Genomic DNA, 23,848 nt, shown 5'->3' with positions numbered 1-23,848 from the left:
GGACGTCCGCGAGTGGATCAAGGACTGGAACGAGGACCCCAAGCCGTTCGTGTGGAAGAAGACTGCCGAAGAGATCCTCGACTCGCTCGCCCGATATATCTCACGAATTTCCGGCGCAGGACACTAGAGCGTGAACCACTGGGAGGTCAGCAGCACGAGCCCGAGCGAGCACGCGGCCACGACGACCAGGCCCAGCGCCGCGACGACGAGCGGCCGGAAGCCGCTGCGGGCCATCTCCCGGAGGTCGAAGTTCAGGCCCACGCCGGCGAAGCACAGCAGGAACGCCCACTTCGACAGGTTGCCGAGGCTGGTGACGTCGGCCTTCGAGAAGACGTGGGCGGTCGCCAGCGCGGACACCACGACGAAGCCGAGCACGAACTTGGGGAACGTGCGCCACACGAACCCGGCGCGGCCCTTCAGTCCACTCGCGACGGCCTTGCCGCCCCGGGTCGACCAGTAGGCCGCGTACCCGAGCACGACCAGGCCGATCAGCGCGTTGCGGGTGCTCTTCACCGCGACGGCGACGTCCTGGGCGTGCGGCGAGTAGGCCGCGCCGGTCGCCGTCGTCTCCGCGGTGTTGTCCACGGCCAGGCCCGCCCACAGCCCGAACTGGGTGTCGGTCAGGTTCAGCGCGTGCCCGATCAGCGGGAAGGTGAACAGCGCGACGGCGCCCAGAGCGAGGATCGCGGCGATGGCGTACCCGGAGTCCTCGTCGTCGGCGTCGATGGAGCCCCGGCCCGCGATGATCGCCGAGACGCCGCAGATGGACGTGCCGATGGCCAGCAGCGACGAGAGCTTCCCGCCGAGCTTGAACGCCTTGCCCACCAGGAGGATCACCGTGGTGGCGACGGCCATGTCGACGAGGATCAGACCGAGGCTCAGGCCGCCGAGCTTGGCCAGGTCGCCCAGCACGAACCGGGCGCCGAGCAGCACGATGCCGATCTTCAGCCAGAACTCGTAGGTCGCGACGCCCGGGCGGAAGACGGCCGGGACGCCGATGGTGTTGCGGATGAGCAGGCCGAGGATGATCGCCCACAGCACGTACTCGAGGTCGGGCAGCGCGGTGCCGGTCGCCTTGCCGATGCTGCGCACCCCGTTCTGCGCCAGCGTTCCCACGATGCCGACCGCGACGAGCAGCAACAGGCCGGGGAGGTAGCGCAGGACGGGGATCGCCGTCAGCCCACCGCTTCGGGTGGTGGTGTCGGTCGGCGTCGTCATTTGACCAGGAAGGTGATCGTCGGCAGCAAGCCGAAGGCGGCCAGCGCCACCAGCACGGCGGCGACCGCCACGGCGGCCCAGTCGGCGCTGATGCGCGGCGCCGGTTCGCGGTCTGAATCGGAACTCATGACTGCAGGACTGTAGGCGCCGGTACGCGCACTGGACAGCGCGCGGCACCCGCGTCCAAGGGGTGGGAGTTGTCCGGTTCGCCCTTGACGGCGACCGGCGGCTCACGGGAGGGCGAACGCGGAACCGCCGCCGTGCCACCACTTCCGGTAGAACCGCGAAGCCTCGACGAGCGCGAGGTAGTCGTGCTCGATCTTGGCGCACACCTCGCCCACGAGCGATGCCAGCCGGGAGTCCTTGCGCCACGCGAGAACCAGGTCGCGCGAGAGCGGCGTGCCGGCCAGCGACAGCGTCGCGAGCCCGTCGCGCGGCGTGCCGATCGGGTAGAGCAGGCAGATACCCCGGTTCTCGGCGGTCAGCGCGAACGCGACGTGCGCCTCGGTGGTGAGGTGCGCGATGCGCTGCTCGAACCCGGCCGCCGCGCAGGCCCGGGCGAAGTACTCGTTCATCCCGCTGTCGTCCGGGTCGGGCATGACCCACTTCTCGTCGGCGAGGTCGGCCAGCTCGATCTCGCCGCGCTCGGCGAGCGGATGCCGCCGCGAGACGCCGATGAAGAACGGCTCCCGCACCAGCAACCGGTGTTCGACGCCGTCGGGCGGGCTCACCGGGAACCCCGAAAACTGGCGCAGCACCGCGACATCCAGCTCGCCGGAGCGCAGCAACGCCGTGAGCGTCCCGGTTTCGCGGATCGTGCGGCTGGTGACCTCGCGGCGCGGCAGCATCGCGGTCAGGGTGTTGACCAGCAGGCTGAACTGCTGCGCCGGGATCCCGCCCACCTTCACCGGCGCGCCGGACTCGCTCGCGGCGTTCACCCGGGCGGTGCGCTGCAGCGCGTCGAACTGGCGCAGCAGGTTGCGCGCGTCCCGGATCAGTTCGGCGCCGGTGTGGGTCGGCACCACGCCTTCGGGGGAGCGGAGGAACAACGCGCCGCCGACGAACTGCTCGATGCGTTTGAGCTGCGTCGTCACGGCCGGCTGGCTCAGGTGCAGCCGCGCGGCGGCGCGCCGCAGGCTGCCGGCTTCCGCCACCTCGACGACGAGTTCCAGGTGCCGGATCTCCAGACGCATCCCGAAACATTATCGCCTGATGCAATAGCGCCGATCCCGTGACGATCATGGCCGCCCCCGCCGCGGCCCGGTTACGTTCCTCCGCGTGACAGTCCTGGCTTGTGTTCCGCTGAGCGGAAAGACGGCGCTCCCCGCCCTGGTCTCCGACGACGTCGTCCGGCGATTCCTGGACGCCGCGGCCGCCGAGTACGCCTGCATCACGCCCGACACGCCGAGACCCTGCTTCGGCGTGCTGCTGGGCACGGTCGCCGAGGACGCGCTGCTGGTGTCGGACATCGCCTTCGCGCGCAACGCCCGCACCACCGATCCCAGCGCGCGGGCGGAGTTCGCGACGACGATCGTCCCGCGGTTCGGCTCGGCGTACGAGAACGCCGTGCGCGCGTGGTGGGTCGCGCCCGCCGATCTGCTCCGCATCTCCCGCGACGGCGACGACCGCGGCCTCGACCTCCTCGGCTCGATCCACCTGCACCCGGACTGGCACCGGCTCGGCCCGGAGTGCGAACGCGACCGGCCGCTGAGCGACCGGCCGACCCCGATGGACGAGTACGTCTTCCGCAGCGCGGGCTGGCCGTTGAACGTCGTCTGCTACCTGGAACGGCAGCACGGCGGGTTCTACTACTCGCTGGCCGCGTGGGACGGCGACTGCGCACCCGTTTCGCTGCGCGTGCTCGCCTCGGCGGGGGTGCCCGCGTGACGGACGAGGAGATCCGCGCGTTGTGGCACACCATGACGGCCGGGTGGGCGCGCGGTGACGCCGCCCGGTTCGCCTCGGTCTTCGCCGCCGACGTCGACTTCGTGAACGTCCGCGGCGAAGCGCTTTCCGGGCGTGACGCCGTCGAATCGGGCCACGCGCGGCTCTTCGCCACGGCGTATCGCGGGACGACGTTGTCGGCGTCGGTGACGCTGATCCGCCGGCTCGCGCCTGATCTCTCCCTGGTGCACGCGATGTCGGAGATCGCGCCCGCCGGCGTCCTGACGCACGCCCAAGCCGTGGTCCGGCACACCGGCGCTCCCGAAATCACCGCCTTCCACAACATGATCCCGAAGGGACCCCCTCGATGACCCGCCCCCGGCTGCGGCACCTCGCGTTCGTCGTCCAGGACGCCGAGCGGCTGGCCGCGTTCTACTGCGAGCAGTTCGGCATGGACCTGTTCCACGCCGACCCCGACGGCAGCTGCTTCGTCACCGACGGGTACCTCAACCTGGCGCTCATCCAGCAGCGGCTGGACGGCGACGTCGCGACCGGCTTCAACCACTTCGGCTTCCAGGTCGCGGACATCCCGCCGGTTGCCGACCGCCTCGCCGAGGCCGGCGTGCCGCGGCCCGTCCTGCGCGGCGGCGACCGCCCGTTCGCCGAGTACCGGGCGATCGATCCGGAAGGGAACTGGTTCGACCTGTCCGAGCACGGTTTCCTGCCGCCCGGCATCAACACTGAAGCGGGGTGATCGCACCGGCGCTCTTCTCACTTCGCGTGCTGCGGCCGGTTCCCGTGTTAGAAGTGGAGAATGCTATCCACTTCGATGCGGCTCGCGACCTACGACCGCTACGGACCGCCTGAGGTCCTGTCCGTGACCACGGCGCCCGTGCCCCGGCCGCGCCCCGGCGAGGTCCTGGTCCGGGTGCGCGCGGTGTCGGTCAACGGCGGCGAATCCACCGTGCGCGCGGGGAAACTACGCCCGTTCACCGGCAGGAAGTTCCCCAAGGGCGTCGGGGTCGATCTGGCCGGCGAGGTCGTCGAGCCGGGGACCGGCCGGTTCGCCGCGGGCGACCTGGTCTGGGGCGTGCTGGGCCGGCGGCTGGGATCGGCCGCGGAGTACGTCGCCCTGCCGGCCGACCGGCTGGACCACGTCCCGGCCGGACTCGACGCGGTGCAGGCGGTCGCGCTGGCCGTCGGGACCACGGCGATCACGGCGTTGCGGGACCTGGCCGCCCTCGCGCCCGGCGAGCGGCTGCTCGTCCGCGGCGCGACCGGCGGCGTCGGCTACATCGCCGTCCAGCTCGGCAAGGCGATGGGCGCGCACGTCACCGGCCTGGCGAGCGCGGGCAACCTGGACCTGGTGCGGGAGCTGGGCGCGGACGAGGCGATCGACTACCGCGCGCCCGGAAAGCTGGGCCGCTTCGACGTCGTCCTCGACACGGTCGGCACCGAACTGCCCGCCTTCCGCCGTCTGCTGACGCCGCGGGGCCGGATGGTCACGATCGCCTTCGAGCCCGGGCGCCCGGTCCGCTCCCTGGGCTACATCGCGGCGAACGCGCTGCGCCGGCGCCGGTGGGTCCGCTTCTTCAGCGGCAACCCGACCACGCCACTGCTGGCCGAGCTGGGCCGCTGGGTCGCGGCGGGGGCGATCCGCCCCCAGGTCGACCGGGTGTTCCCGCTGGCCGACATCGCCGCCGCGCACGGCGCGCTGGAACGGGGCGGGGTGCGCGGCAAGATCGTCGTCGACCTGTCCTGAGCTAGGTTGGCGTTCGGCCTGCCGAAAGGGAGAACGATGCCGGCTTTCGAGTTCGACGCCGTGGTGTTCGACGTGCTCGGCACGCTCGTCGACGAACCCGCCGGGATCCGCGCCGGTATCCGTGAGTCCGGGCCCGCCCTCGCGGATCCGGTGGTCGACGACCTCGTGCGGCGGTGGCAGGGCCACATCGAGGCCGAGCAGCGGCGCATCGCCGACGGCGAGCGGCCGTACGTCGTCAGCGACGTCCTCGACCGCGAAGCCGCCCAGGTTGTCGCCGAGGCCGCTGGGATCGCCGACCCGGCCGCGCTCGCGGTGTCGGCCCGGCGGCTCCCCGCGTGGCCGGACACAGTGGACGGTCTGGCCCGGCTCGCCACGCGGTTCCCGCTGATCGGGCTGTCGAACGCCAGCCGCACGGCGCTGCTGGGGCTCAACGCCCACGCGGGGTTGCGGTGGCACCAGGCGCTTTCCGCCGAGGACGCGCGGGCCTACAAACCGGACCCGGCGGTGTACCAGCTGGCGGTCGCGGTGTCCGGTGGCCCGCCGGAGCGGTTGCTGATGGTGGCGGCGCACGCGTGGGACTTGCGCGGGGCGCAGAAGGCCGGCCTCCGGACCGCGTACGTCGTCCGGCCCGTCGGCGACCCGCCGGCGTCCTCGGATCGGTTCGACCTCCACGCCGAGGGCCTCGCCGATCTGGCCGACCAGCTGGGCGGGTAAATCGGCGGGTGTCGACATGCCGATCCGGCTAGGGTGGGCCGATGAGTTCGGTCAGGCAGGTACAGATCACCTTCGACTGCGCGGATCCCGAGCGGGTCGCCCGGTTCTGGTGCGAGGTGCTGGGGTACGTCCTCCCGCCGCCGCCGAAGGGGTTCGACACCTGGGACGACTTCGACCGCACCCTGTCGCCCGAGCGTCAGGGCTCGGCGTTCGCCTGCGTCGATCCCACCGGCGAAGGGCCGCGTTTGTTCTTCCAGCGCGTCCCCGAAGGCAAGGCCGTCAAGAACCGGGTGCACCTCGACGTGCGCGTGGGCACCGGGCTCGTGGGGGACGAGCGGCTCGCCGCCCTCCAGGCCGAGAGTGCGCGGCTGGTCGCGCTCGGCGCGGTCCAGGAGCGGGTGCTGCTGGCCGACGGCTTCAACGAGTCGTGCATCACCATGCAGGACGTCGAGGGCAACGAGTTCTGCCTGGACTGAGCCTCAGCGGACGGCGACCCGCTCGATCACCGTGACGAGGTCGGCGAGGTCGGTGTCGAACTCGGTGTCCCAGTCGACCTGGGGGTCGAGCAGCGGGCCGAGGCGGTGGTGGGCGGGCAGCTCGTCCGGGCCGAGCAACGCGCGGCGTGAGCGCATGTCGCGGTTGCCGTCGGAGAACCGGCCCTGCGTCTCGGAGATCACGAACCCCAGCACGAACGTGGTCAGCAGCCGTTCGAGGCGGGCGACGTGGGCGTCGGGGACCCCCGCGTCCAGCAGCGCCTGGTAGATCCGGTCGACCGCGACGACGGCGTCTTCGGTGACCGACGGCCGGGTGAACAGCAGGGTCACCACGGCGGGGTGTTCTTTGGCGAGGACACGCACACCGCCCGCGAGCAGGCTGAGCCGCTCGAGCGGCGGCGCGCCCGGATCGGGCTCCGGCAGCAGGCCGAGCAGCCGGCCGACGATCGCGTCGAGCAGGTCGTCCTTGCCGCGGAAGTAGCCGTAGAGGGCCATCGGCGTCAGCTCGAGCCGCCCGGCGACGGCGCGCATCGAGACCGCGCCGAGCCCCTTCTCCCGGGCCAGGGTCATCGCCGCGTCGACGATCTCGTCGCGCCGGCCGGTCTTCATCTTGCGCACCGGGTCAGTCTACGGTGTAGATTCCTGGTCTACACCGTAGACTGGAGGTGGGGGATGCTCGAAGTCACCGATCTGGTGAAGCGGTACGGCGCGACCCGCGCGTTGGCCGGGTTCACGCTGCGCGCCGAGCCCGGCGAGGTGGTCGGCCTGGTCGGCCACAACGGGGCGGGCAAGACGACGTTCGCCCGGCTGGTGGCCGGCCTGGCCACGTCCGACGCCGGTCAGGTGCGGATCGGCGGCCGGGCACCGAAAGCCGCCCGGGCCCTGCTCGGCTTCGCACCGCAGGAACCCGCGCTCTACCCCGACGTCACCGTCGCCGAGACGCTCCGGCTCTTCGGCGGACTGGCCGGGCTGCGCCGCCGCGCGCTGGCCGAGGCGATCGACCGGATCGCCGACGCGTTGCTGCTCACGGCGTTTCTGCACCGGCGGGTCGGCGTGCTGTCGGGCGGTCAGCAACGGCGGACCCAGGCGGCGACGGCGATGCTGCACCGGCCCCGCCTGCTGCTGCTCGACGAACCCACCGCGGGCGTCGACCCGCAGACCCGGGCCGCGCTGCTCGCCGCCGTCCGCGCCGCGGCCGCCGACGGCGCGGCGGTCGTCTACACCACCCACTACCTGCCCGAGCTCACCGAACTGGGCGCGACCCTCGCGGTCGCCAAGGGTGGCCGGGTGATCGCCCGCGGCACCGCGGCGGACCTGCTCGGCGGGCTGCCCGGCGAGATCCTGCTCAGCACCGACGACGGCGAGATCCGCGTCGCCGCCACCGATCCCGGGGCGGCGCTGGCGGGCGTGCTGGCGACGACGTCCGCGCACGTCCGCGACGTCGAGCTGCGCCGGCCGACCCTCGACGACCTCTACCGGGCGGTGGCGCATGAGTAGGTTTTCGGTGCTGGTGCACCACAACGCGGTGCTGCGGCTGCGCGATCCCGGTCACCTGATCAGTTACGCGGTGATGCCGATGGTGCTGATGCTGGTGTTCAAGCCGCTCTTCGCCGCGTCGATCGTCGACGGCGCCACCCAGGCCGTGCTCGGCCTGCTGGTGATGTTCACCGTCCTCGCACTGTCCATTGTGGGCACCGCGCTGCTGTCGGAGCGGACGTGGCACACGTGGGACCGGCTGCGTGCCACCCCGGCGACCGCCGTGGAACTGCTGGCGGGCAAGGCGGTGCCCGTGTTCACCGTCCTGGTGGCGCAGCAGGCCCTGCTGCTGGTGTTCGGGCACTACGTCGTGGGCATGCCCGCGCCCGCGTCGCCGGTCCTGCTCGGGTTCGCGGTGCTCGTCTGGAGCCTGACGCTGCTGGCCATCGGCACCGCGGTGGCGACGCTCGTGCGCAGCCACGGCGAGCTGTCGGCGGTCTGCGACGTCGGCTCGCTGGTCGTCTCCTCGCTCGGCGGCGCGTTGATCCCGGCCGTGATGCTGCCGGGCTGGGCGCACACGATCGCGCCGATCTCGCCCGGCTACTGGGCGATGACGATGCTGCGTGGCGCCGTCGAAGGGCAGTCCGGCGACGTCTTCCGCGCGGCCGCGGTCCTCGGCGGGCTCGCCGTCGTCGCCGGGGGCGTCGCCGTGGTGCGGCTGGAGCGCGGCCTGAGCCGGCTGCGGGGGTGACTCAGCCGGCGCGCGGGGCGACGGCCGCCAACGTCGTGTACGGCAAGGTGAACCGGCCGCCGATCTTGTCGACGGCCGCGCCGACGTCGGCCAGGACCTCGGCGACCTGGTCGGCCGGGAGCCGCGTCAGCACGCCGGTGGTGGGCAGCAGGTCGAGCCATTCGTCGCGCGTGTACGGGTGTTCCCAGTCGAACCGCCACTGTTCCGGCTCGCCGAGTCCCGGCACCTGGCGCATGCCGTCGGCGGCCGCGGCGAACATCGTCTCGTAGATGTCCAATGCGGAGCGGTCGTGGCCCGCGACGCTCATGGGGGAGTCGGGCGCGACGCGCTTCAGCGCGGCCGCGTAGACCTCCGCGACGCCGGGCGGCATGTCGTAGACGTGCCCGAACACGGCCAGCAGGCCGCCCGGCCGCAGCACTTCGGCGGCCTTCGCCGGGCCGGCGACCGGGTCCACCCAGTGCCACGCCTGGGCGGCGACGACCGCGTCGAACGTCCGGCCGGCGGGGTCCCAGGCTTCGAAGGTCGAGACCTCGACGTCGACGCCGGTCTCGCGGGCGAACCCGGCCATCCGCGCGTCGGGGTCGACGCCGAGCACGCGGCCGCCGGCCGCCAGGAACTGCCGGGCCTCGATGCCGGTTCCGCAGCCGACGTCGAGGATGTCGCGGCCGGGACCGGCGGCGAGGATCCGCTCGATCAGCGCGGCGGGGTAGGGCGGCCGGGCGCGGTCGTAGCGTCCGGGATCGACCCCGAACGACTCCGCGATCCGCCGGGCCCGATGGGGCGCGGTTCCGGCAGAATAGGGCTGTTCCGAAGGGGAAGTGGGCATGCGCCCACCATAGTGGGCACTTGCCCACACGGGCAAGGGAGGAAGGCCGGGTGCCGACCGGGGTGCACATCCGCGACGCGCGGCGGCAGCTGTTCGACGCCGCCGAGCGCGTCCTGCTCCGGGATGGGCCGAGCGCGCTGACCAGCCGTTCGGTGACGACGGAGGCCGATGTTGCGAAGGGTGTGCTGCACCGGCACTTCGCCGACTTCGACGAGTTCCTGGCCGAACTCGTCCACGAACGCATCGCCCGGGTCGACGACCAGGCCGGGTCACTGCGCGCCGCGGCCGGCACGGGCACGGTCGCGGGCAACCTCGCCGCGGCGTTGACGGAACTGCTCGACCCGATCGCGCTGGCGATGGTCAGCCTGGTCTTCTTCCGCGACGAGGTCCGCACTCGCCTGCGCCGCTCCGGCCTGCCCCACGGGGTGCCGGTGCTCGCCGAGGCCCGCGGGATGTTCGCGGCCTACCTCACGGAGGAACGCGCGCTGGGCCGCATCGCCGCGGACGCCGACGTCGACAACGTCGCGTTGTCGCTGATCGGGGCCGGGCACCTGCTGTTCGCCGGCCGCCGCGGTGGGCCGCCGCCGGCCGGGGAGGTCGACCAGCTGGTGGCGACGGTCATCGCGGACGTCGTGCAGCGGCGCCTGCTGTAGGCAGCGGACTGCTCATCCGCAGGAACTGCTGCCGCAGCGGCCCGGTGACGTGCGGCTCGATCGCCCGGACGAACTCCTGCGTGTACGGCTGGGCCAGGTGCTTGTCCAGGTCGGCCTTCGACCGGAACATCTCGTAGATCACGAAGGTGTCCCGGTCGGCCCGATCCCGGTGGACGTGGAACTCGAGCGCGCCCTCCTCCGCCCGCAGCGGCTCGACCAGCCCGAGGATCAGCTCCTCGACCCGGTCCGCGCACCCCGGCTTGGCCGTGGCGAAGCCGAGATGGGTGTAGGGCCCGGTCTCATCGGCGTCCGGCTCGGGCAGCACGGTCATCGGCCCTCTCCGTTCACGGGGAACCACTTGCCCAGCCACGAAGTCACCGACGCCGGATCGGTACCGGCGGCGGCGAGGTAGCCGTCGGGCCGGATCACCAGGACGCCGGGTTTCGCCGCGAGTTCCGCCGCGATCCGGGCGTCGCCGCCGACCAAGCCGGGCTGCGCTGCCGCGATCCGGCCTTTGTGGATGGTGAAAACCCGTTGCTAGGGAAGGAGAATCTCGACGTTCGGTCCGGTCGTGAGCACGGTGAGCTTGGTCAGGTCGAGCAAGTCGTAGAGCCGCCGGACGCCGCCCTCGGCCACGACGTCGACGTCGGGCACCCGGTCGCCGGCGCGCAGCGGGCCCAGCCGGCCGGCCCCGGCGGCGATCGGGCTCTTGCGGTAGCTCGCTGTGGTTTCCCCGAGGATCGCGGTCGCCTTGTCCTGCACGAAATCCCGGCTCAGCGCGATCGGGGCCATCGTCGTGACCATCCGGTGCACCAGGGGATTGGTGGAGTTCCACACCTTCGTGGCCGTCTCGGTCGCGCGGACCAGCTTGGCGATCACCGGGACGCGGTCGGTCTGGTAGGTGTCGAGCAGCGCCGGCGCGGCCAGGCCCCGGTGCACCAGGGCCAGCTTCCACGACAGGTTGATCATGTCTTGGATCCCGGTGTTCATCCCCTGCCCGCCCGCGGGGCTGTGCACGTGCGCGGCGTCGCCGCCGAGGAACACCCGGCCGGCGCGCAACGCGGGCACGTGCCGGCTGTTGATCCGGAAGCGGGAGAGCCAGTTCGGGTCGCGCAGCCGCGCCGGCAGCGGTGCCACGTGGTCCCAGATGTCCTGCAGTGCGGCCAGTTCCGGCACGTCGTCGTCGCCGCCCGGTCCGGGATCCGTCGCGATGAACCGGAACCGGTGCCCGGCCATCGGGAAGACCGCGACGAAACCGTCCCGGGCGAGGAAGATCGAGAGCTGGTCCTCCGGGACGTCGCCGTCGAGGTACAGGTCGGCCAGCAGGTACCGCTGCGCCATCGCACGGCCCTTGAACGGCAGGTCGAGGGCGTGCCGGACGCCGCTGTGCGCGCCGTCCGCGCCGATCAGGTACGCGGCGTGCACCGTCTCGTGGCCGCCGTCGCCGTCCTTCAGCACCGCGCGGACGCCGTGCGCGTCGTGCTCGAAGGAGAGCAGCTCGACGCCGCGTTCGATCTCCACGCCGTGCGCGCGCGCCTGCTCGGCCAGCAGCTCTTCGGTCTCGGCCTGGGGAAGCAGCAGGATGTGGTTGTACCGCCCGGGAACCCGGTCCAGCTCGACGGTCGCCAGCTTCCGGCCGCGCCCGTAGATCGCGGTCCCCGAAGCCCGCTGCCCCCGGCGGACCATCTCGTCACCGACGCCGCGGGGCCGCAGCAGTTCGAGGGTCCGGGCCTGGATGGCCAGCGCTTTCGACGTCGTCGACGGCGCGGGCGCCCGGTCGACGATCCGGACGCGCACGCCGAGGCGCGCCAGCTCCATCGCGGCGGTCGGCCCGGTCGGTCCGGCGCCGACGACGAGCACGGGACGTTCCTGGTCCATGTCACCACTGCCTCTCAAGTCACCGAGCGTTGACTTATCGAGGGTAAGCCGGTCCGGGCGAGCAAGTCAACGGTGGGTGACTTATCCTCGTCCCATGGCACCCTCGCGAAGCCGCAACGCCCAGGCCACCCGGGCCGAGATCCTGTCGGCCGCGCGGGAACGGTTCGCGGCGGACGGCTACGAGCGCACGACGCTGCGGACGGTCGCGGCCGACGTCGGCGTCGACCCGGCCATGGTGATCCGCTACTTCGGCAGCAAGCAGGGCCTGTTCACCGCCGCCGCCGACTTCACGCTCGACCTGCCGGATCTCGCCGGCGTCGCGCCGGAGGACCTGGGCGCCGAGATCCTGCCGCGGTTCCTGGTCGCCTGGGACCACGACAGCACGTTCCTCGCGCTGCTGCGCGCGGCGATGACCAGCCCCGAGGCCGCTGGCAAGCTGCGCGAGCTGTTCAGCGCGCAGGTCGCGCCGGCGTTCGCCAAGGCCGCCCCGGACCACGCGAGCGAGCGGGCCGCGCTGCTGGGCTCGTTCCTGCTGGGGATCGCCACCACGCGCTACGTCCTGGAGACGCCGGGGACGGCCATGTCACCCGCCCGGCTCACCGCCTGGGCCGCCCCGGTGATCCGCCGGATCCTCACCGGCCCGGCCCCGGAGTGACGATCGTGGTCAGCCTGCCGCCGCGCGGCCGCCGTCGATGGTGACGATGGTGCCGCTGATGTAGCCGGCGCGGTCGGATGCCAGGAACGTCACCAGGTCCGCGACCTCGCGCGGTTCGGCGACCCGGCCCGAGGGCAGTGCCGCGAAGCTCGCGTCGACGTCCGCGTTGGCCGCGCGCATCGCCGTGATCCGCTCGGTGGCGACCGGGCCCGGGTTCACGCCGACCACGCGGACGCCGTCGCGCGGGCCGACGCCGCCCAGCGCCCGCGTGAAGGCCATCAACGCGGCGTTGCCCGCGCCGCCCGCGATGTAGCCGGCCGTCGGACGCTCCCCGCCGGTGCCGATCACGTTGACGATCACGCCGTGACCGGCTTCGCGCAGCCGCGCGTAGACGAGCCGGGTGAGGTCGACGTAGCCGAAGACCTTGAGGTCCCAGGCGTGCCGCCACTGCTCGGGGCCGACCTGGTCGAGCGAGCCGGCGGGGATGTCGCCCGCGTTGTTCACCAGGATGCCGGCGTCGGTCGTGGCCGCGGCGAGCCGCTCGAGGTCGGCGGCCACGCGCAGGTCCACGACGTGCACCGTGACCTCGACGCCGTACGCCTCGCGCAGCTCGTGCGCGCGGGCCTCCAGCGCGTCCGCGCTCCGGGCCGCCAGGTGCAGGTGGCAGCCCTCGCCGGCCAGCACCTCGGCGATCGCCGCCCCGATGCCCTTCGACGCGCCGGTCACCAGCGCGCGCCTGCCGCGAAGATCCAGGTCCATGTGCCGTCCTCAGTCGTGGGGAACCACCCGGTGTCGAACGTACGGGAAGTGCCACGCAGTCTCCCGGTTCCGCCGCCGCGGCTGGGGCGCGCGTGAGAGGCTTGACCTCGGCCGTAGCCGCCGGAGCGAGGTGGCGCACCGTTGGGGGGCGGTCAGCCGAGACCGAGGACACCATGACGTACCCGCAGCACCCCGGCCCGCCGCAGGGGCCGTACCCCGGACAGCAGCCGTACCCGGGGCAGCAGCCCTACCCGGCCCCTTCGGGCGGGTTCCCCGCGCAGCAGTACCCCGGTCAGCCGGGCTACCCGCCGCCGTACCCGCAGTCGCCCTACGGGATGCCGCCCCCGAAGCCGAACGGCGCCACGGCGATCATCGCGGGCGTGCTCGCGGTGCTCGGCGGGCTGCTGTACCTCGTCGGTGTGATCGGCAGCGTCATCGGGCTGGCGAGCATCGGGTTCGGGTACTGGTTGATCATCGTCTACCTGCTGCTGGACGTGGTGCTCGCGGGGACGCTGCTCGGCGGCGGCATCCTCCTGTTCGCGCGCAAGCCGATCGGCCGGCTGCTCACGATCGTCGGCAGCGGGCTCGCCATCCTGGTGACCGTCGTGTCGGTCGTGCTGGACGCGGTCGGTCTCATGCACTTCGGCGCCGGCATCGGCGGCATGTACCTCGGCGGCCCGATCGCCGGCCTGCTGATGGTCCTGATCCCGGCGGCCGCGACGCTGACCCTCGCGATCGTCAAGCCGACGGCGGTCTGGTGCGGCCGCCCCACGCCGGGCGCCGCGGGGTACCCGCCGCGCTGACCCGGCCGGCCGCGGGTGATCGGTGTGCGAGGGGCCGGGCAAAGCGCCCCTGCGCCGGTCCGGCATTGTTGCGCCCGGGAGTGCACGCCGCCGATCGGGGAGTCGTAGCTTGAGCACCGCACCAGAGTTCGTGGTTCCGGCCGTCGTCGAAAGTCCCGTGACGGCGAAACCGCCGTCCGGGCGGACCGTGCGGTGGCTCCTGGAGCACCGGGTCGCGCCGGCGGGCCCGGAGGCGGCCGAGGACCACGCGAGCCCGCAGGCGTGGTGGAAGGTCATGTGCCTCACCGGCGTCGACTACTTCTCCACCCTGTCCTACCTGCCGGGCATCGCCGCGCTCGCCGCCGGCGCGCTGTCGCCGCTCGCGACGTTGCTGATCGTCGCGCTGACCCTGCTGGGGATGCTGCCGATGTACCGGCGCGTCGCCCGGGAAAGCCCGCGCGGGCAGGGGTCGGTGGCGATGCTGGAGGACCTGCTGCCGTTCTGGCGCGGCAAGGTCTTCGTGCTGGTGCTGCTGGGGTTCGTGGCGACGTCGTGGATCATCACGATCACCCTGTCCTCGGCGGACGCGTCGGTCCACCTCCTCGAAAACCCGTACCTGCCCGGGTTCCTGCACGGCCACGCCGTGCTGATCACGGTCGTCCTGCTGCTGATCCTCGGCGGCGTCTTCCTGCTGGGCTTCAGCGAGGCGGTCGGCGTGGCCATCCCGCTCGTGGCCGTCTTCCTGCTGCTCAACGCCGTCGTCGTGGTCGTCGCCGGCGTCGACCTGTTCTCGGACGCGGCCGCGTTGTCGCGGTGGTCGGACGCGCTCACCTCGGGCGGCGGCGGGTTCGGCGGCATCGTGGGGCCGGCCGTCGTCGCGTTCCCGCTGCTCGTGCTCGGGATGTCCGGCTTCGAGACCGGGGTCAGCATGATGCCGCTGGTCGCGGCCGAGGGCAAGACCGACGAGCAGCGGCTCGAGTCGCGCATCCGCAACACCCGCAAGCTGCTCACGGTCGCGGCGCTGATCATGTCGGTCTACCTGATCGCCACGAGCTTCATCACCACCGTCCTGATCCCCGCGGACAAGTTCAAGGAAGGCGGGGAAGCCAACGGCCGCGCCATGGCCTACCTCGCCCACCAGGAGCTCGGCGAGGCCTTCGGCACCGTCTACGACGTCTCCAGCGTGCTGATCCTGTGGTTCGCCGGGGCGTCGGCGATGGCCGGCCTGATCAACATCGTGCCGCGGTACCTGCCCTCCTACGGCATGGCGCCGGAGTGGGGCCGCGCGGTCCGGCCCGTCGTGCTCGTCTACACCGTGATCAGTGTCCTGATCACCGTCGCGTTCGGCGCCGACGTCAACGCCCAGGCCGGCGCCTACGCCACCGGGATCCTCGCCATGATGGTCTCCGGCGCGGTCGCGGTGACGATCTCCTCGATCCGCCGCAAGCAGCACGCCGGCACCATCGGGTTCGCCGTGCTGACGCTCGTGTTGCTGTACGCGCTGGTCGAGAACGTCATCGAGAAGCCGGACGGCCTGGCCATCTCGGCGCTGTTCATCCTCGGCATCATCGTGGTGTCCCTGGTTTCGCGGGTGTCCCGCACGACCGAGCTGCGGGCCGAGCGCATCGAGTTCGACGAGCCGGCCCGCCGGTTCGTGACCGAGTCGCTGGCCGACGACGGCGCGCTGCACATCATCGCCAACCACCGGCAGGGCGGTGACCTCGCCGAGTACTCCGCGAAGGAAGCCGAGCAGCGCAGCATGAACCCGTTGCCCGGCACGGCGGCCGCGCTCTTCCTCGAGATCGACGTCGTCGACCCGTCGGAGTTCAGCAACGTGCTGCAGGTGCGGGGCGTCGAGGTCGACGGCTACCGGGTCCTGCGCGCGGACAGCCCGGCGGCGCCCAACGCGATCGCCGCGGTGCTGCTGGCGCTGCGGGACGCGACGGGCGTGCGGCCGCAGTGCCACTTCGAGTGGTCGGAGGGAAATCCGCTCGGGCACCTGTTCCGCTACCTGATCCTCGGCCGCGGCGACACCGCCCCGGTCGTCCGCGAGATCCTGCGGACCAGCGAGGCCGATCCCGCCCGCCGGCCCGGCATCCACGTCGGCGGCTGAGTTCGCGGCTGCCGTCTACTTGCGACGGACCGGTCACTCGTCGTCGGCGGACGCCTCCGGCGGCCGGGTGCCGAGGAGCTGGTGGGCCCGCAGCGCCATCTGCAGCTCCAGCCGGTGCAGCGGGTCCGCGAGCCGGTCGCCGAACAGGCCCGTCAGCTGGCCGACGCGGTAGCGCACGGTCTGCGGGTGGATGCCGAGCGCCTGGGCGATGTCCGGGGTGTTCCCGTTGTGCTCCAGCCAGCTCAGCAACGTCTCGGCCAGCCGGAGCTGCTGCTTGACCGTGAGTCCCGCGAACGGGGCGAGCACCTTATCCGACAGCCGGTCGAGCAGGAAGCGGTCCAGCAGCAGCCAGAGCGTCGAGAGGTGGTCCCCGCAGTGGGTCACGGCCCGGTCTTCGACGAGCCCCTCCCGGACGAGGTCGAGGGTCTTGCGGGCCCAGTGCCGCGACGTCGCCGCGTCGGGCGGCCGGACGCGGGGGCCGACCGCGGCCCGCCAGCCGGGCAGCCGGGCTTCGAGGGCGCGCAGGTCGCGGTCCGGGTTCGGGGTCAGCAGGCAGGGTTCGCTGCCTTCGAGGTCGAGCAGCACGTCGTCCGGCACCTGAGGCGCGGAGGGCAGTTGCTGCTCGTCCCGCGGTTCGAGCGCGATGACGGTGATCCACTCCGGGATCTCCCACTTCGCGGCTTTGGCCATCGTCGCCACCGTGGCCGGTGCCGAGGCCGGGGTGGCCAGGAGCAGGTCGAGCAGCCGTCTCCGGCGGCGCTCCAGCGTCCCGGTCGCCCGCGCCTGGGCCAGGGTGTACCCCTCGACCGAGTAGGACGAAATCTCGTCCACGTAAGCGAAGATGGCCTCGGCGCCGACGCAGAGGATCGCCGCGGGGAGGCGGTGGACCTGGCCGAACCGGGAGATGTAGCGCCAGGCGGCCCGGCCGCCCGCGCGGTAGGCGGCCTGCAGCGAGTTCAGGCTGCCGCCGTCGTGGTGGACGCGCTTGCCGACCTCGATGAACAGCTTCGCCCAGTCGTCCTGGGTGGCCCCTTGGTCTTCGATGCTGTCGATGCAGCTGACGACAGCCTGCTCGATCGCCTGGACGATCACCTTGCCGAACTCCCCTTCGAGGGGCTTCGCGTACTCCGGCACGGACCGCTGGATCTCTTCGAGGATCCGCCGCGCGACGGGATCGGCGTGCGGCCGGAACCGCCGCGCGATCTCGGTCGGCAGCGAGCACCAGAGCCGGCGGGCCTGGCCCGCGCTCCGAGGTAACGGAACCAGGTGTGTCACGTCGTTCGAGACCACCCGGTCTCCGGTCGTCCGCGTCACTGCCACCCCTTGCCGCACGACGGCTGCGACTTCCCCGGTGAAGTCCGCGATCTGCCGCGTGCTCTCACGTCGCGCCTGACGCTCCGACATCAACCGCGCACGCCATGTACTCATACGAGGTCCGATTTGGCAACCGTTGATCTTGCGTGCGGGTGACGTTCTGTCGCATCGCGAACAACCGGCCCGAAGAACTTGTCAACGTCCGACAACGCCGCGGGGCGGCGAACACTCACGTCCGGACGGGGTTCGCCGGGCCGATTTGTGAAGCCGGACGGTATCTTCGCCCGCGCCGCGGTTGTTAGCGTGATCAGCTGTTTCCGCTGCTCACGACCGGGGAGGACAGGATGACGGCGCTCGTGGCGTGGTGTTTCCGGCGGGCGCCGTGGGTGCTCGCCTGCTGGCTGCTCGCGCTCGGCGGGCTCCTCTTCGCCGCGCAGCACACCGGCGTCGCCTACCGCGACACCGTCGCCCTGCCCGCGGCGGACAGCTCCGTGGCGGCGGACCTCCTGCGCGGCGCGGGCGGGGACCGGGAACGCGTGGTCGTGCGAACCGCCGACGGCGCCCGGGTCGACGCGCTCGCGGGCCGGCTGCGGAGCCTGCCGCACGTCGTCTCGGTCGATCCCGGGCCGGTGTCGGCCGGCCACCGCGTCGCCGTGCTGGACGTCCGGTTCGACGCCGACGCCGAGACCTTGGGGCAGGCGGTGGCCGACGACTTCGCCGACGTCGTGCGCGGCGCCGGTGTGACCGCCGGGGCGTCCGGTCAGCTGGCCTCGATGACCGCCGCGGCGCCCGACCTCGGCAACGCCGGGATCGGGCTGGTCGCGGCCGCACTGGTGCTGCTGCTGGCTTTCGGCTCGCTGACGTGCGTGCTGCTCCCGGTCCTGACGGCGTCGGCGTCGGTCGGCTGCGCGCTCGCGGTCGTCGCGCTGCTGTCGCACGTCATGACCGTGCCGAAGATCAGCACCGAGATCGCCGCGCTGCTCGGGCTCGGCGTCGGCGTGGACTACGCGCTGTTCGCGCTCACCCGCTACCGCCAGGGGATCCAGGACGGCCTGGCCGCCGAACAGGCCCTCGCGGCCGCCGCGGCGACGTCGTGCCGGAGCGTGGTCTTCGCCGGGGTGACGGTGTGCGTGTCGCTGTTCGGCATGTTCACCGTCGGGATGGCGTTCCTCGACGGGATCGCCGTCGCCGCAACGGTTTCCGTGCTCCTGACGATGGCCGCCGCGGTGACGTTGTTCCCCGCGTTGCTGCGGCTGCTCGGCCGCCGGATGCGCGTCCGCCCGGCCGGCGCGGGCGGGCTGTGGCCGCGGGCGGCGCGCTCGGTGACGTCGCGTCCGGCGCCGTACGCGGTGGCCGCGGTGCTGGTCATCGCCGTGCTCTCGCTCCCGATGACGGGCCTGCGGCTCGGCGTCCCGGGCGCGGAACTGGACCCACCGGGCAGCGTCACGAAGGTCGCCGCGGAACTCCTGGAAGACGGCTTCGGGCCGGGCGCCAACGGACCCGTGCTGGTCGTCCGCCACGTCACCACGGACGCCGATCGAGCGGCCGTCACGGCCTTGCGCGTCACCCTGCTGACCCGCGCCGACGTCGGCCCGCCCGACTACCTGCCCGGACCGGTCGCGGTCCTGACGGTGGTGCCGCGGACCGCGCCCGACGACCCGGCCACCACCGACCTGCTCGCGTGGATCCGCACGGTCGGCGGCCCGGACGTCCACCTCGGCGGCGTCGTCGCCACCCAGGCCGACTTCTCCGCCGCGATCACCGGGCGGCTGCCGCTGTTCCTGCTCAGCGTCGTGGGCATCTCGGTGCTGGTGCTCGCCTGGGTGTTCCGCAGCGTGCTCATCCCGCTGACCGCCGCGGTGATGAACCTGCTCACCGCCGCGGCGACCACCGGCGTGGTCGTGTGGGTGTTCGGTGCGCCCGTCGAGCCGTACCTGCCGGTGTTCCTCTTCGCGGGGCTGTTCGGGCTGTCGATGGACTACGAGGTCTTCCTCATCGCGTGGATCCAGGAGGAGTGGCGCCGCGGCGCGGACACGCGGACCGCGATCGTCGAAGGGCTCGTCTCGACCGGGCGGACCATCACCGCCGCCGCGGTGATCATGGCGCTGGTGTTCGTCTCGTTCGCCTTCGTGGACGCGCGGGTGGTGCGCGAAGCGGGCGTCGGGCTGACGGCCGCCGTGCTGCTGGACGCCGTGCTGATCCGCTGCCTGCTGGTCCCCGCGGTGATGGTCCGGCTCGGTGCCGCGAACTGGTGGTTCCCGCGCCGGTTGCGTCCGCGTGAGCACCGTTCCGCAGCAATTCCGGTGCCGGATGACAACCGCGAAGTCTTGACACCCACCGACCGTTGATTCCATTCCGGCGCGTTGTTAGTTTCCGAAACAACCCGGTGAAAGGAGACCGCCGAAATGATTCGCGCCGGTGCGGCCGCCATGGTCATCGCCGTGACCGCCGCCGTTTTTCCGGGCGTCGCGACGCCCGAGGGATTCGCCACCAGTTTCGCCGACGTGCCCGCGACCGGGGGCATCACCCTCGGCGCCATGGTGATGCAGCCGTCGTCGCCCGGGCCGCACCCGCTCGCCGTGCTCATCGGCGCCTGGGGCGGCGGCCGCACTCAGAACATCATCCCCGCGCGCGACCTGGCCAACCGCGGCTACGTGGTGATCTCCTACGGCGCCCGCGGCTTCGGCGAGTCCGGGGGAGCGGTCGAGGTCGCCGGGCCCGACGACATCACCGACGTCTCCACGGTCATCGACTGGACGCTCGCCCACACGGCCGCCGACCCGGCCCGGATCGGCGTCGGCGGGGTGTCCTACGGCGCCGGGATCGGCCTGATCGCGGCCGGGTTCGACGCGCGGATCAAGGCCGTCGCCTCGCTGAGCGGCTGGGCGGACCTGGTCGCGTCGCTGACCCAGAACGACACCCGCCACGGCCTCGCCGGGCTGGTGCTCTACCTGTCGGGCAAGGCCAACGGCACGCTCAGCCCCGAGACCGACACGATGCTGACCAAGTTCCTGGAGCCGGCGATCTCCGACGCCGACTCGCAGGCCGTGATCGACTGGTCCCGGCCGCGCTCGCCGTCGTCCTACGTGGACCGGATCAACGCGAACCACCCGGCCGTGCTGGCCATCCAGACCTGGAGCGAGACGGTCTTCCAGCCCGGGCAGATGGCCGACCTGTACCAGCGGCTCACCGGGCCGAAGCGGGCCGAGTTCGTGCCGGGCGACCACGCTGCCTCCGAGTCCGGCGGCCTGCTCGGCCTGCCCAGCGACACCTGGACGTCGGTCTACCGCTGGTTCGACGCGCACGTCGCCGGCACCGACACGTCGATCGAGACCGAACCGCCGGTCGTCACCCGCGCTCGCCCCGGGACGCAACGTCCGGAGTACCACGCGGACTGGCCGTCCTTCGTCGCCTCGCCGTCGCGGTCCTACCTCGGCCGCGACACGCTGCAGGCCACGCCCGCCGCCTGGAGCGGCAGCATCGCCGCGAACCGCGACACCGTCGCCAACGGCGGGATTCCCTTGGCCACCTACAGCCTCGAAGCGCTGAGCGGGAACCCGCCGACGGCGTTCCTCTGGCAGGTCGACCGGGGCAGCGGCGCGGTCTGGAGCCAGCCGCCGGTCAAGGCCGTCACCCAGCTCCGCGGCTCGCTGCGCGCGCACCTCACGGTGGTGCCGCCGGCCACCGTCGGGTCGGTCGTCGCCTACGTCTACGACGTCGACCCGCTCGGCACCGGCAGCCTTGTCGACTACCTGCCCTACAGCTGGAAACACGCGACGCCGGGGCGGCCACAGCCGGTCGACCTGGACTTCTCGCCGACGGCCTACACCCTCGCCGCCGGCCACCACCTCGCCCTGGTCGTCGACTCCAAGGACCCGCTGTTTCTCGACTGGAACACCGGCGATGGCCGACTGGGCTTCGTCTCGACAGCGGCCGACCCGTCGTGGCTGGAGGTACCCGTGCGAAAGACTGGAGTGACGCCGTGACCGGAACCATGCCCGGCACCCGTGAGGAGTTCACGGCCCTGCGCGCGGGCGGGCTCAACTGGGACGTCCTGCCGTTGCGGCTGTTCGCCAAGGGCAACGCGAAGTTCTGGAACCCCGCCGACCTGGACTTCACCCAGGACGCCGTCGACTGGGCGGCGCTGTCGGACGAGCAGCGCTTCGCCGCGACCATGCTGTGCGCGCAGTTCGCCGGCGGCGAGGAGGCCGTCACCCACGACATCCAGCCGTTCCTCGCCGCGATGGGTGCCGAAGGCCGCTTCGCCGACGAGATGTACCTGACGCAGTTCTGCTTCGAGGAAGCCAAGCACACGCAGGTGTTCCGGCTCTGGCTCGACGCCGTGGGCGTCACCGGCAACCTGCACGAGCACGTCGAGGACAACCCGGGCTACCGCGCGATCTTCTACGACGCGCTGCCCACCGCGCTCGGCCGGCTGCGCGAGGATCCCAGTCCCGCCAACCAGATCCGCGCGTCCGTCGTCTACAACCACGTCGTCGAAGGCGTGCTCGCGCTGACCGGGTACTTCGTCTGGAACCGGGCCTGCCGCACGCACGGGATCCTGCCCGGCATGCAGGAGCTGATCCGCCGCATCGGCGACGACGAACGCCGGCACATGGCGTGGGGCACCTTCACCTGCCGCCGCCACGTCGCGGCCGACGACCGCAACTGGCAGATCGTGCAGGACGAGATGCAGGCCCTGCTGCCGCACGCCATCGCGCAGATCGAGTGGACCACCGCGCGGCTCGACGGCGACCCGTTCGACCTGCGGCTGGACGGCGTCATGGAGTACGCCGCCGACCACGCGATGCGCCGCCTGCGCGCGATCGAAGCCGCGCGCGGGACGCCGGTCGCGTCCATCGACCTCGACTACAGCCCGGAACAGCTCGAGGAGGACTTCCTCGACGAGGACACGGCAGGCGAATCCGCCTAGCACTGCGCCCGGCAACCCCGCCGGGTTCCAGCGGGTGCCCCTGCCGCAGCTGGTCGTGAGTGGCAATTCGGGTTCTAACCCTCATTACCACTCACGACCAGCCGCGGCAGACCCGCCGACGTTCCCCGACAGATCTGGAGGTGGTCGTCGTGAGCGGCCGGAAGGCGCCGACGCTGGTCGTGGTCGCGCTCGGCGCGTTCGTCACCACCCTGGACAACAACATCGTCGCGGCCGGGGTGCCGTCCATCGCGCGCGACCTGGCGCTGGACCTCTCGTCCCTGCAGTGGGTCAGCATCGGGTACATGCTCCCGTTCGCGAGCCTGCTGCTGGTCGCGGGCACGCTCGTCGACCGCTGGGGCCAGCGGCTAACGTTGTCCGCCGGGCTGCTCGCGTTCGGGCTCGGCGCGGCGATCGGCGGCCTGGCCGGGTCCGCGTGGGTGCTCGTCGGCGCGCGGGTGCTGCAGGGCCTGGCGGCCGCGTTCCTGGTGCCCGGCCTGCTGAGCCTGCTCCGGACCAACCTGGACGCGCGCGGGCGGGCCGTCGGCGCCACGATCTGGACGGCGAGCCTGGCGATCGCGCTGGCGCTCGGCCCGACGCTCGGCGGGTTGCTCAGCGAATACCTCGGCTGGGGCTGGATCTTCTTCGTCAACCTGCCGTTCGTCGCGGTGATGCTGGCCCTGCTGCCGGTGACGGCCGGCGCCCGCCGCGGCCCGGGCGGCGGCCGCCCGGCGATCGGATCGATGACGCTGGTGACGGCCGGGCTCGTCCTGCTCACCGTGGCCCTGGTCGAGTTCGGCGACGACACGCGCACCGGCGACGTGATCCCGTCGGTGCTCGCCGCGGGCGGGCTCGGGTTCCTCGGCTGGTTCGCCGTCCGCGAGCGGCGCGCCCGCGAACGCCTGGTCTCGCCGGACCTGACCGGGCAGCGCGTGTTCGTCGGCGCGCTCGCCGTGCAGCTGCTGTGGGGCCTGGGCGTCTCGGGCGTCTTCTTCTTCACGCCGTTGCTGCACCAGGAATCCCTCGGGCTCAGCCCGGTCCAGGCGGGGCTTCCGCTGATCCTGGTGGCGGTGGCGATCATGGCCGCCACACCGGCCGTGCCGTGGGCCGTGACGCGGTTCGGGCCGCACCGGACGGTCGCTGCCGGGCTCGTCGTCGTCGCCCTCGGGCTGCTCGCCGTCGCGCTGGTCAACCACATCCCCGAAGTGCTGCCCCGCGCGCCCGGCCTGCTGCTGATCGGCGCCGGCTCGGCCCTGACCACGCCGTTGACCTCGCACGCGCTGGAAGTCGTGGCCGAACGACACGCCGGTACCGCGTCGGGCCTGCTCACGGCGTCCCGGGAGCTGTCCAGCGCCCTCGGGGTCGCGCTCGTCGGCGCCGTGCTGACGGCCGTGCGCGCCGCCCGGCTCGACGCGGGCGTCGCGGCCGGGCCGGCGCTGGCCGGCGGCTACACGGCCGGGCTGCTGGTCGCGGCCGGTCTCGAACTCGCCGGGGCGGTCGTGGCCCTGACGGTATTCCGGGCGCGGAAAATCCTTCCCCCGGTGACAATCGCGCCCGTGGGTTCTCCGCTTCCCGATGAGTACGGCGTTTCCCGTGATTGACACTCGCAGTTCGGCCGAAATACAGTTTCTTCGAAGGT

26 protein-coding genes are annotated in these 23,848 nt (G+C 72.5%); 16 read left to right on the top strand and 10 right to left on the bottom strand.

Annotated features, from left to right (window positions below; all coding sequences use genetic code 11):
* Positions 1 to 123 precede the first annotated feature (123 nt).
* The 3 genes from ACLJQZ_RS42320 to ACLJQZ_RS42310 form a co-directional block, all read right to left on the bottom strand.
* Positions 124 to 1,218: a YeiH family protein gene (locus ACLJQZ_RS42320; protein ID WP_410626666.1), complete on the bottom strand. Its 1,095-nt coding sequence runs from the start codon at positions 1,216 to 1,218 to the stop codon at positions 124 to 126.
* Positions 1,215 to 1,346 (bottom strand): hypothetical protein, encoded by a 132-nt coding sequence (locus ACLJQZ_RS42315; RefSeq protein WP_256474731.1) that lies wholly within the window; start codon positions 1,344 to 1,346, stop codon positions 1,215 to 1,217. The genes ACLJQZ_RS42320 and ACLJQZ_RS42315 overlap by 4 nt, the downstream gene beginning before the upstream one ends.
* Positions 1,347 to 1,448: 102 nt before the next feature.
* Positions 1,449 to 2,411: a LysR family transcriptional regulator gene (locus ACLJQZ_RS42310; RefSeq protein ID WP_410626664.1), complete on the bottom strand. Its 963-nt coding sequence runs from the start codon at positions 2,409 to 2,411 to the stop codon at positions 1,449 to 1,451.
* 85 nt (positions 2,412 to 2,496) lie between these two features.
* Between ACLJQZ_RS42310 and ACLJQZ_RS42305 the strand changes: the two genes are divergently transcribed.
* From ACLJQZ_RS42305 to ACLJQZ_RS42280, 6 genes are read left to right on the top strand one after another with little or no spacing between them, the layout of a single operon-like run.
* Complete coding sequence (locus ACLJQZ_RS42305) at positions 2,497 to 3,105, top strand: hypothetical protein (protein WP_410626662.1); 609 nt, start codon at positions 2,497 to 2,499, stop codon at positions 3,103 to 3,105.
* Positions 3,102 to 3,473: an SgcJ/EcaC family oxidoreductase gene (locus ACLJQZ_RS42300; protein ID WP_410626660.1), complete on the top strand. Its 372-nt coding sequence runs from the start codon at positions 3,102 to 3,104 to the stop codon at positions 3,471 to 3,473. The genes ACLJQZ_RS42305 and ACLJQZ_RS42300 overlap by 4 nt, the downstream gene beginning before the upstream one ends.
* Positions 3,470 to 3,856, top strand: a complete 387-nt coding sequence (locus ACLJQZ_RS42295; protein WP_410626659.1) for a VOC family protein — start codon at positions 3,470 to 3,472, stop codon at positions 3,854 to 3,856. The genes ACLJQZ_RS42300 and ACLJQZ_RS42295 overlap by 4 nt, the downstream gene beginning before the upstream one ends.
* A gap of 60 nt (positions 3,857 to 3,916) precedes the next feature.
* Positions 3,917 to 4,864 carry an NAD(P)-dependent alcohol dehydrogenase gene (locus tag ACLJQZ_RS42290; protein WP_410626657.1) on the top strand — a complete coding sequence of 316 codons (948 nt, stop codon included), beginning with the start codon at positions 3,917 to 3,919 and terminating at the stop codon, positions 4,862 to 4,864.
* A 36-nt stretch (positions 4,865 to 4,900) separates the two neighbouring features.
* A complete protein-coding gene (locus ACLJQZ_RS42285; protein ID WP_410626656.1) occupies positions 4,901 to 5,578 on the top strand; it encodes a haloacid dehalogenase type II in 678 nt (225 codons plus the stop codon).
* A 41-nt stretch (positions 5,579 to 5,619) separates the two neighbouring features.
* On the top strand, positions 5,620 to 6,054 hold the full coding sequence (locus tag ACLJQZ_RS42280; protein WP_326953849.1) for a VOC family protein: 435 nt from the start codon (positions 5,620 to 5,622) through the stop codon (positions 6,052 to 6,054).
* A 3-nt stretch (positions 6,055 to 6,057) separates the two neighbouring features.
* On the opposite strand, the gene ACLJQZ_RS42275 is transcribed toward ACLJQZ_RS42280, so the two are convergent.
* Positions 6,058 to 6,681 carry a TetR/AcrR family transcriptional regulator gene (locus ACLJQZ_RS42275; protein WP_410626674.1) on the bottom strand — a complete coding sequence of 208 codons (624 nt, stop codon included), beginning with the start codon at positions 6,679 to 6,681 and terminating at the stop codon, positions 6,058 to 6,060.
* 63 nt (positions 6,682 to 6,744) lie between these two features.
* Here ACLJQZ_RS42275 and ACLJQZ_RS42270 point away from each other — a divergent pair, with 63 nt between their 5' ends.
* A complete protein-coding gene (locus ACLJQZ_RS42270) occupies positions 6,745 to 7,569 on the top strand; it encodes an ABC transporter ATP-binding protein (protein ID WP_410626655.1) in 825 nt (274 codons plus the stop codon).
* Complete coding sequence (locus tag ACLJQZ_RS42265) at positions 7,562 to 8,299, top strand: ABC transporter permease (protein WP_410626654.1); 738 nt, start codon at positions 7,562 to 7,564, stop codon at positions 8,297 to 8,299. The genes ACLJQZ_RS42270 and ACLJQZ_RS42265 overlap by 8 nt, the downstream gene beginning before the upstream one ends.
* Position 8,300: 1 nt before the next feature.
* Here ACLJQZ_RS42265 and ACLJQZ_RS42260 read toward each other — a convergent pair whose 3' ends face one another.
* Complete coding sequence (locus ACLJQZ_RS42260) at positions 8,301 to 9,062, bottom strand: class I SAM-dependent methyltransferase (protein WP_410626673.1); 762 nt, start codon at positions 9,060 to 9,062, stop codon at positions 8,301 to 8,303.
* A gap of 113 nt (positions 9,063 to 9,175) precedes the next feature.
* On the opposite strand from ACLJQZ_RS42260, the gene ACLJQZ_RS42255 reads away from it, so the two are divergent.
* The gene (locus ACLJQZ_RS42255; RefSeq protein ID WP_410626653.1) at positions 9,176 to 9,778 is read left to right on the top strand and encodes a TetR/AcrR family transcriptional regulator; all 603 of its coding nucleotides are present in this window, start codon (positions 9,176 to 9,178) and stop codon (positions 9,776 to 9,778) included.
* Here ACLJQZ_RS42255 and ACLJQZ_RS42250 read toward each other — a convergent pair.
* The 3 genes from ACLJQZ_RS42250 to ACLJQZ_RS42240 are packed head-to-tail and all read right to left on the bottom strand — an operon-like array spanning position 9,744 to position 11,656.
* On the bottom strand, positions 9,744 to 10,109 hold the full coding sequence (locus ACLJQZ_RS42250; protein ID WP_410626652.1) for a putative quinol monooxygenase: 366 nt from the start codon (positions 10,107 to 10,109) through the stop codon (positions 9,744 to 9,746). The genes ACLJQZ_RS42255 and ACLJQZ_RS42250 overlap by 35 nt on opposite strands.
* Positions 10,106 to 10,264, bottom strand: coding sequence for a hypothetical protein (locus tag ACLJQZ_RS42245; RefSeq protein WP_410626650.1), 159 nt, complete (start codon positions 10,262 to 10,264; stop codon positions 10,106 to 10,108). The genes ACLJQZ_RS42250 and ACLJQZ_RS42245 overlap by 4 nt, the downstream gene beginning before the upstream one ends.
* Positions 10,265 to 10,315: 51 nt before the next feature.
* Complete coding sequence (locus tag ACLJQZ_RS42240) at positions 10,316 to 11,656, bottom strand: FAD-dependent oxidoreductase (RefSeq protein ID WP_410626649.1); 1,341 nt, start codon at positions 11,654 to 11,656, stop codon at positions 10,316 to 10,318.
* A gap of 94 nt (positions 11,657 to 11,750) precedes the next feature.
* On the opposite strand from ACLJQZ_RS42240, the gene ACLJQZ_RS42235 reads away from it, so the two are divergent.
* On the top strand, positions 11,751 to 12,311 hold the full coding sequence (locus tag ACLJQZ_RS42235) for a TetR/AcrR family transcriptional regulator (RefSeq protein WP_410626647.1): 561 nt from the start codon (positions 11,751 to 11,753) through the stop codon (positions 12,309 to 12,311).
* A gap of 9 nt (positions 12,312 to 12,320) precedes the next feature.
* On the opposite strand, the gene ACLJQZ_RS42230 is transcribed toward ACLJQZ_RS42235, so the two are convergent.
* Positions 12,321 to 13,070 carry a short-chain dehydrogenase/reductase gene (locus ACLJQZ_RS42230; protein WP_410626646.1) on the bottom strand — a complete coding sequence of 250 codons (750 nt, stop codon included), beginning with the start codon at positions 13,068 to 13,070 and terminating at the stop codon, positions 12,321 to 12,323.
* 173 nt (positions 13,071 to 13,243) lie between these two features.
* On the opposite strand from ACLJQZ_RS42230, the gene ACLJQZ_RS42225 reads away from it, so the two are divergent.
* Positions 13,244 to 13,873 (top strand): hypothetical protein, encoded by a 630-nt coding sequence (locus ACLJQZ_RS42225; RefSeq protein ID WP_410626644.1) that lies wholly within the window; start codon positions 13,244 to 13,246, stop codon positions 13,871 to 13,873.
* Positions 13,874 to 13,982: 109 nt separating this feature from the next.
* Positions 13,983 to 15,965, top strand: coding sequence for an amino acid transporter (locus ACLJQZ_RS42220; RefSeq protein ID WP_410626643.1), 1,983 nt, complete (start codon positions 13,983 to 13,985; stop codon positions 15,963 to 15,965).
* Positions 15,966 to 15,998: 33 nt separating this feature from the next.
* Here the strand turns inward: ACLJQZ_RS42220 and ACLJQZ_RS42215 are convergent, their stop codons facing one another.
* A complete protein-coding gene (locus tag ACLJQZ_RS42215) occupies positions 15,999 to 17,255 on the bottom strand; it encodes a helix-turn-helix domain-containing protein (protein WP_410626672.1) in 1,257 nt (418 codons plus the stop codon).
* A gap of 368 nt (positions 17,256 to 17,623) precedes the next feature.
* Here ACLJQZ_RS42215 and ACLJQZ_RS42210 point away from each other — a divergent pair, with 368 nt between their 5' ends.
* The 4 genes from ACLJQZ_RS42210 to ACLJQZ_RS42195 all read left to right on the top strand — a co-directional run bounded on the left by ACLJQZ_RS42210 (position 17,624) and on the right by ACLJQZ_RS42195 (position 23,810).
* Positions 17,624 to 19,627: an MMPL family transporter gene (locus ACLJQZ_RS42210; protein ID WP_410626641.1), complete on the top strand. Its 2,004-nt coding sequence runs from the start codon at positions 17,624 to 17,626 to the stop codon at positions 19,625 to 19,627.
* Between the two features lie 57 nt (positions 19,628 to 19,684).
* On the top strand, positions 19,685 to 21,265 hold the full coding sequence (locus ACLJQZ_RS42205) for a CocE/NonD family hydrolase (RefSeq protein ID WP_410626640.1): 1,581 nt from the start codon (positions 19,685 to 19,687) through the stop codon (positions 21,263 to 21,265).
* 8 nt (positions 21,266 to 21,273) lie between these two features.
* The gene (locus ACLJQZ_RS42200; protein WP_410626671.1) at positions 21,274 to 22,212 is read left to right on the top strand and encodes a R2-like ligand-binding oxidase; all 939 of its coding nucleotides are present in this window, start codon (positions 21,274 to 21,276) and stop codon (positions 22,210 to 22,212) included.
* Positions 22,213 to 22,361: 149 nt separating this feature from the next.
* Positions 22,362 to 23,810: an MFS transporter gene (locus ACLJQZ_RS42195; protein WP_410626639.1), complete on the top strand. Its 1,449-nt coding sequence runs from the start codon at positions 22,362 to 22,364 to the stop codon at positions 23,808 to 23,810.
* Positions 23,811 to 23,848 lie beyond the last annotated feature (38 nt).

It is taken from the genome of Amycolatopsis sp. cmx-8-4 (assembly GCF_046548675.1).
Lineage (GTDB): Bacteria > Actinomycetota > Actinomycetes > Mycobacteriales > Pseudonocardiaceae > Amycolatopsis.
This window is presented reverse-complemented; position numbering and strand designations above follow the sequence as displayed.

Coding starts and splice junctions, on each gene's coding strand:
- ACLJQZ_RS42210 (WP_410626641.1), top strand. CDS start 17,624: ATGACGGCGCTCGTGGCGTGGTGTTTCCGGCGGGCGCCGTGGGTGCTC.
- ACLJQZ_RS42320 (WP_410626666.1), bottom strand. CDS start 1,218: ATGACGACGCCGACCGACACCACCACCCGAAGCGGTGGGCTGACGGCG.
- ACLJQZ_RS42235 (WP_410626647.1), top strand. CDS start 11,751: ATGGCACCCTCGCGAAGCCGCAACGCCCAGGCCACCCGGGCCGAGATC.
- ACLJQZ_RS42290 (WP_410626657.1), top strand. CDS start 3,917: ATGCTATCCACTTCGATGCGGCTCGCGACCTACGACCGCTACGGACCG.
- ACLJQZ_RS42240 (WP_410626649.1), bottom strand. CDS start 11,656: ATGGACCAGGAACGTCCCGTGCTCGTCGTCGGCGCCGGACCGACCGGG.
- ACLJQZ_RS42230 (WP_410626646.1), bottom strand. CDS start 13,070: ATGGACCTGGATCTTCGCGGCAGGCGCGCGCTGGTGACCGGCGCGTCG.
- ACLJQZ_RS42270 (WP_410626655.1), top strand. CDS start 6,745: ATGCTCGAAGTCACCGATCTGGTGAAGCGGTACGGCGCGACCCGCGCG.
- ACLJQZ_RS42310 (WP_410626664.1), bottom strand. CDS start 2,411: ATGCGTCTGGAGATCCGGCACCTGGAACTCGTCGTCGAGGTGGCGGAA.
- ACLJQZ_RS42250 (WP_410626652.1), bottom strand. CDS start 10,109: ATGACCGTGCTGCCCGAGCCGGACGCCGATGAGACCGGGCCCTACACC.
- ACLJQZ_RS42280 (WP_326953849.1), top strand. CDS start 5,620: ATGAGTTCGGTCAGGCAGGTACAGATCACCTTCGACTGCGCGGATCCC.
- ACLJQZ_RS42275 (WP_410626674.1), bottom strand. CDS start 6,681: ATGAAGACCGGCCGGCGCGACGAGATCGTCGACGCGGCGATGACCCTG.
- ACLJQZ_RS42295 (WP_410626659.1), top strand. CDS start 3,470: ATGACCCGCCCCCGGCTGCGGCACCTCGCGTTCGTCGTCCAGGACGCC.
- ACLJQZ_RS42285 (WP_410626656.1), top strand. CDS start 4,901: ATGCCGGCTTTCGAGTTCGACGCCGTGGTGTTCGACGTGCTCGGCACG.
- ACLJQZ_RS42265 (WP_410626654.1), top strand. CDS start 7,562: ATGAGTAGGTTTTCGGTGCTGGTGCACCACAACGCGGTGCTGCGGCTG.
- ACLJQZ_RS42205 (WP_410626640.1), top strand. CDS start 19,685: ATGATTCGCGCCGGTGCGGCCGCCATGGTCATCGCCGTGACCGCCGCC.
- ACLJQZ_RS42225 (WP_410626644.1), top strand. CDS start 13,244: ATGACGTACCCGCAGCACCCCGGCCCGCCGCAGGGGCCGTACCCCGGA.
- ACLJQZ_RS42315 (WP_256474731.1), bottom strand. CDS start 1,346: ATGAGTTCCGATTCAGACCGCGAACCGGCGCCGCGCATCAGCGCCGAC.
- ACLJQZ_RS42200 (WP_410626671.1), top strand. CDS start 21,274: ATGCCCGGCACCCGTGAGGAGTTCACGGCCCTGCGCGCGGGCGGGCTC.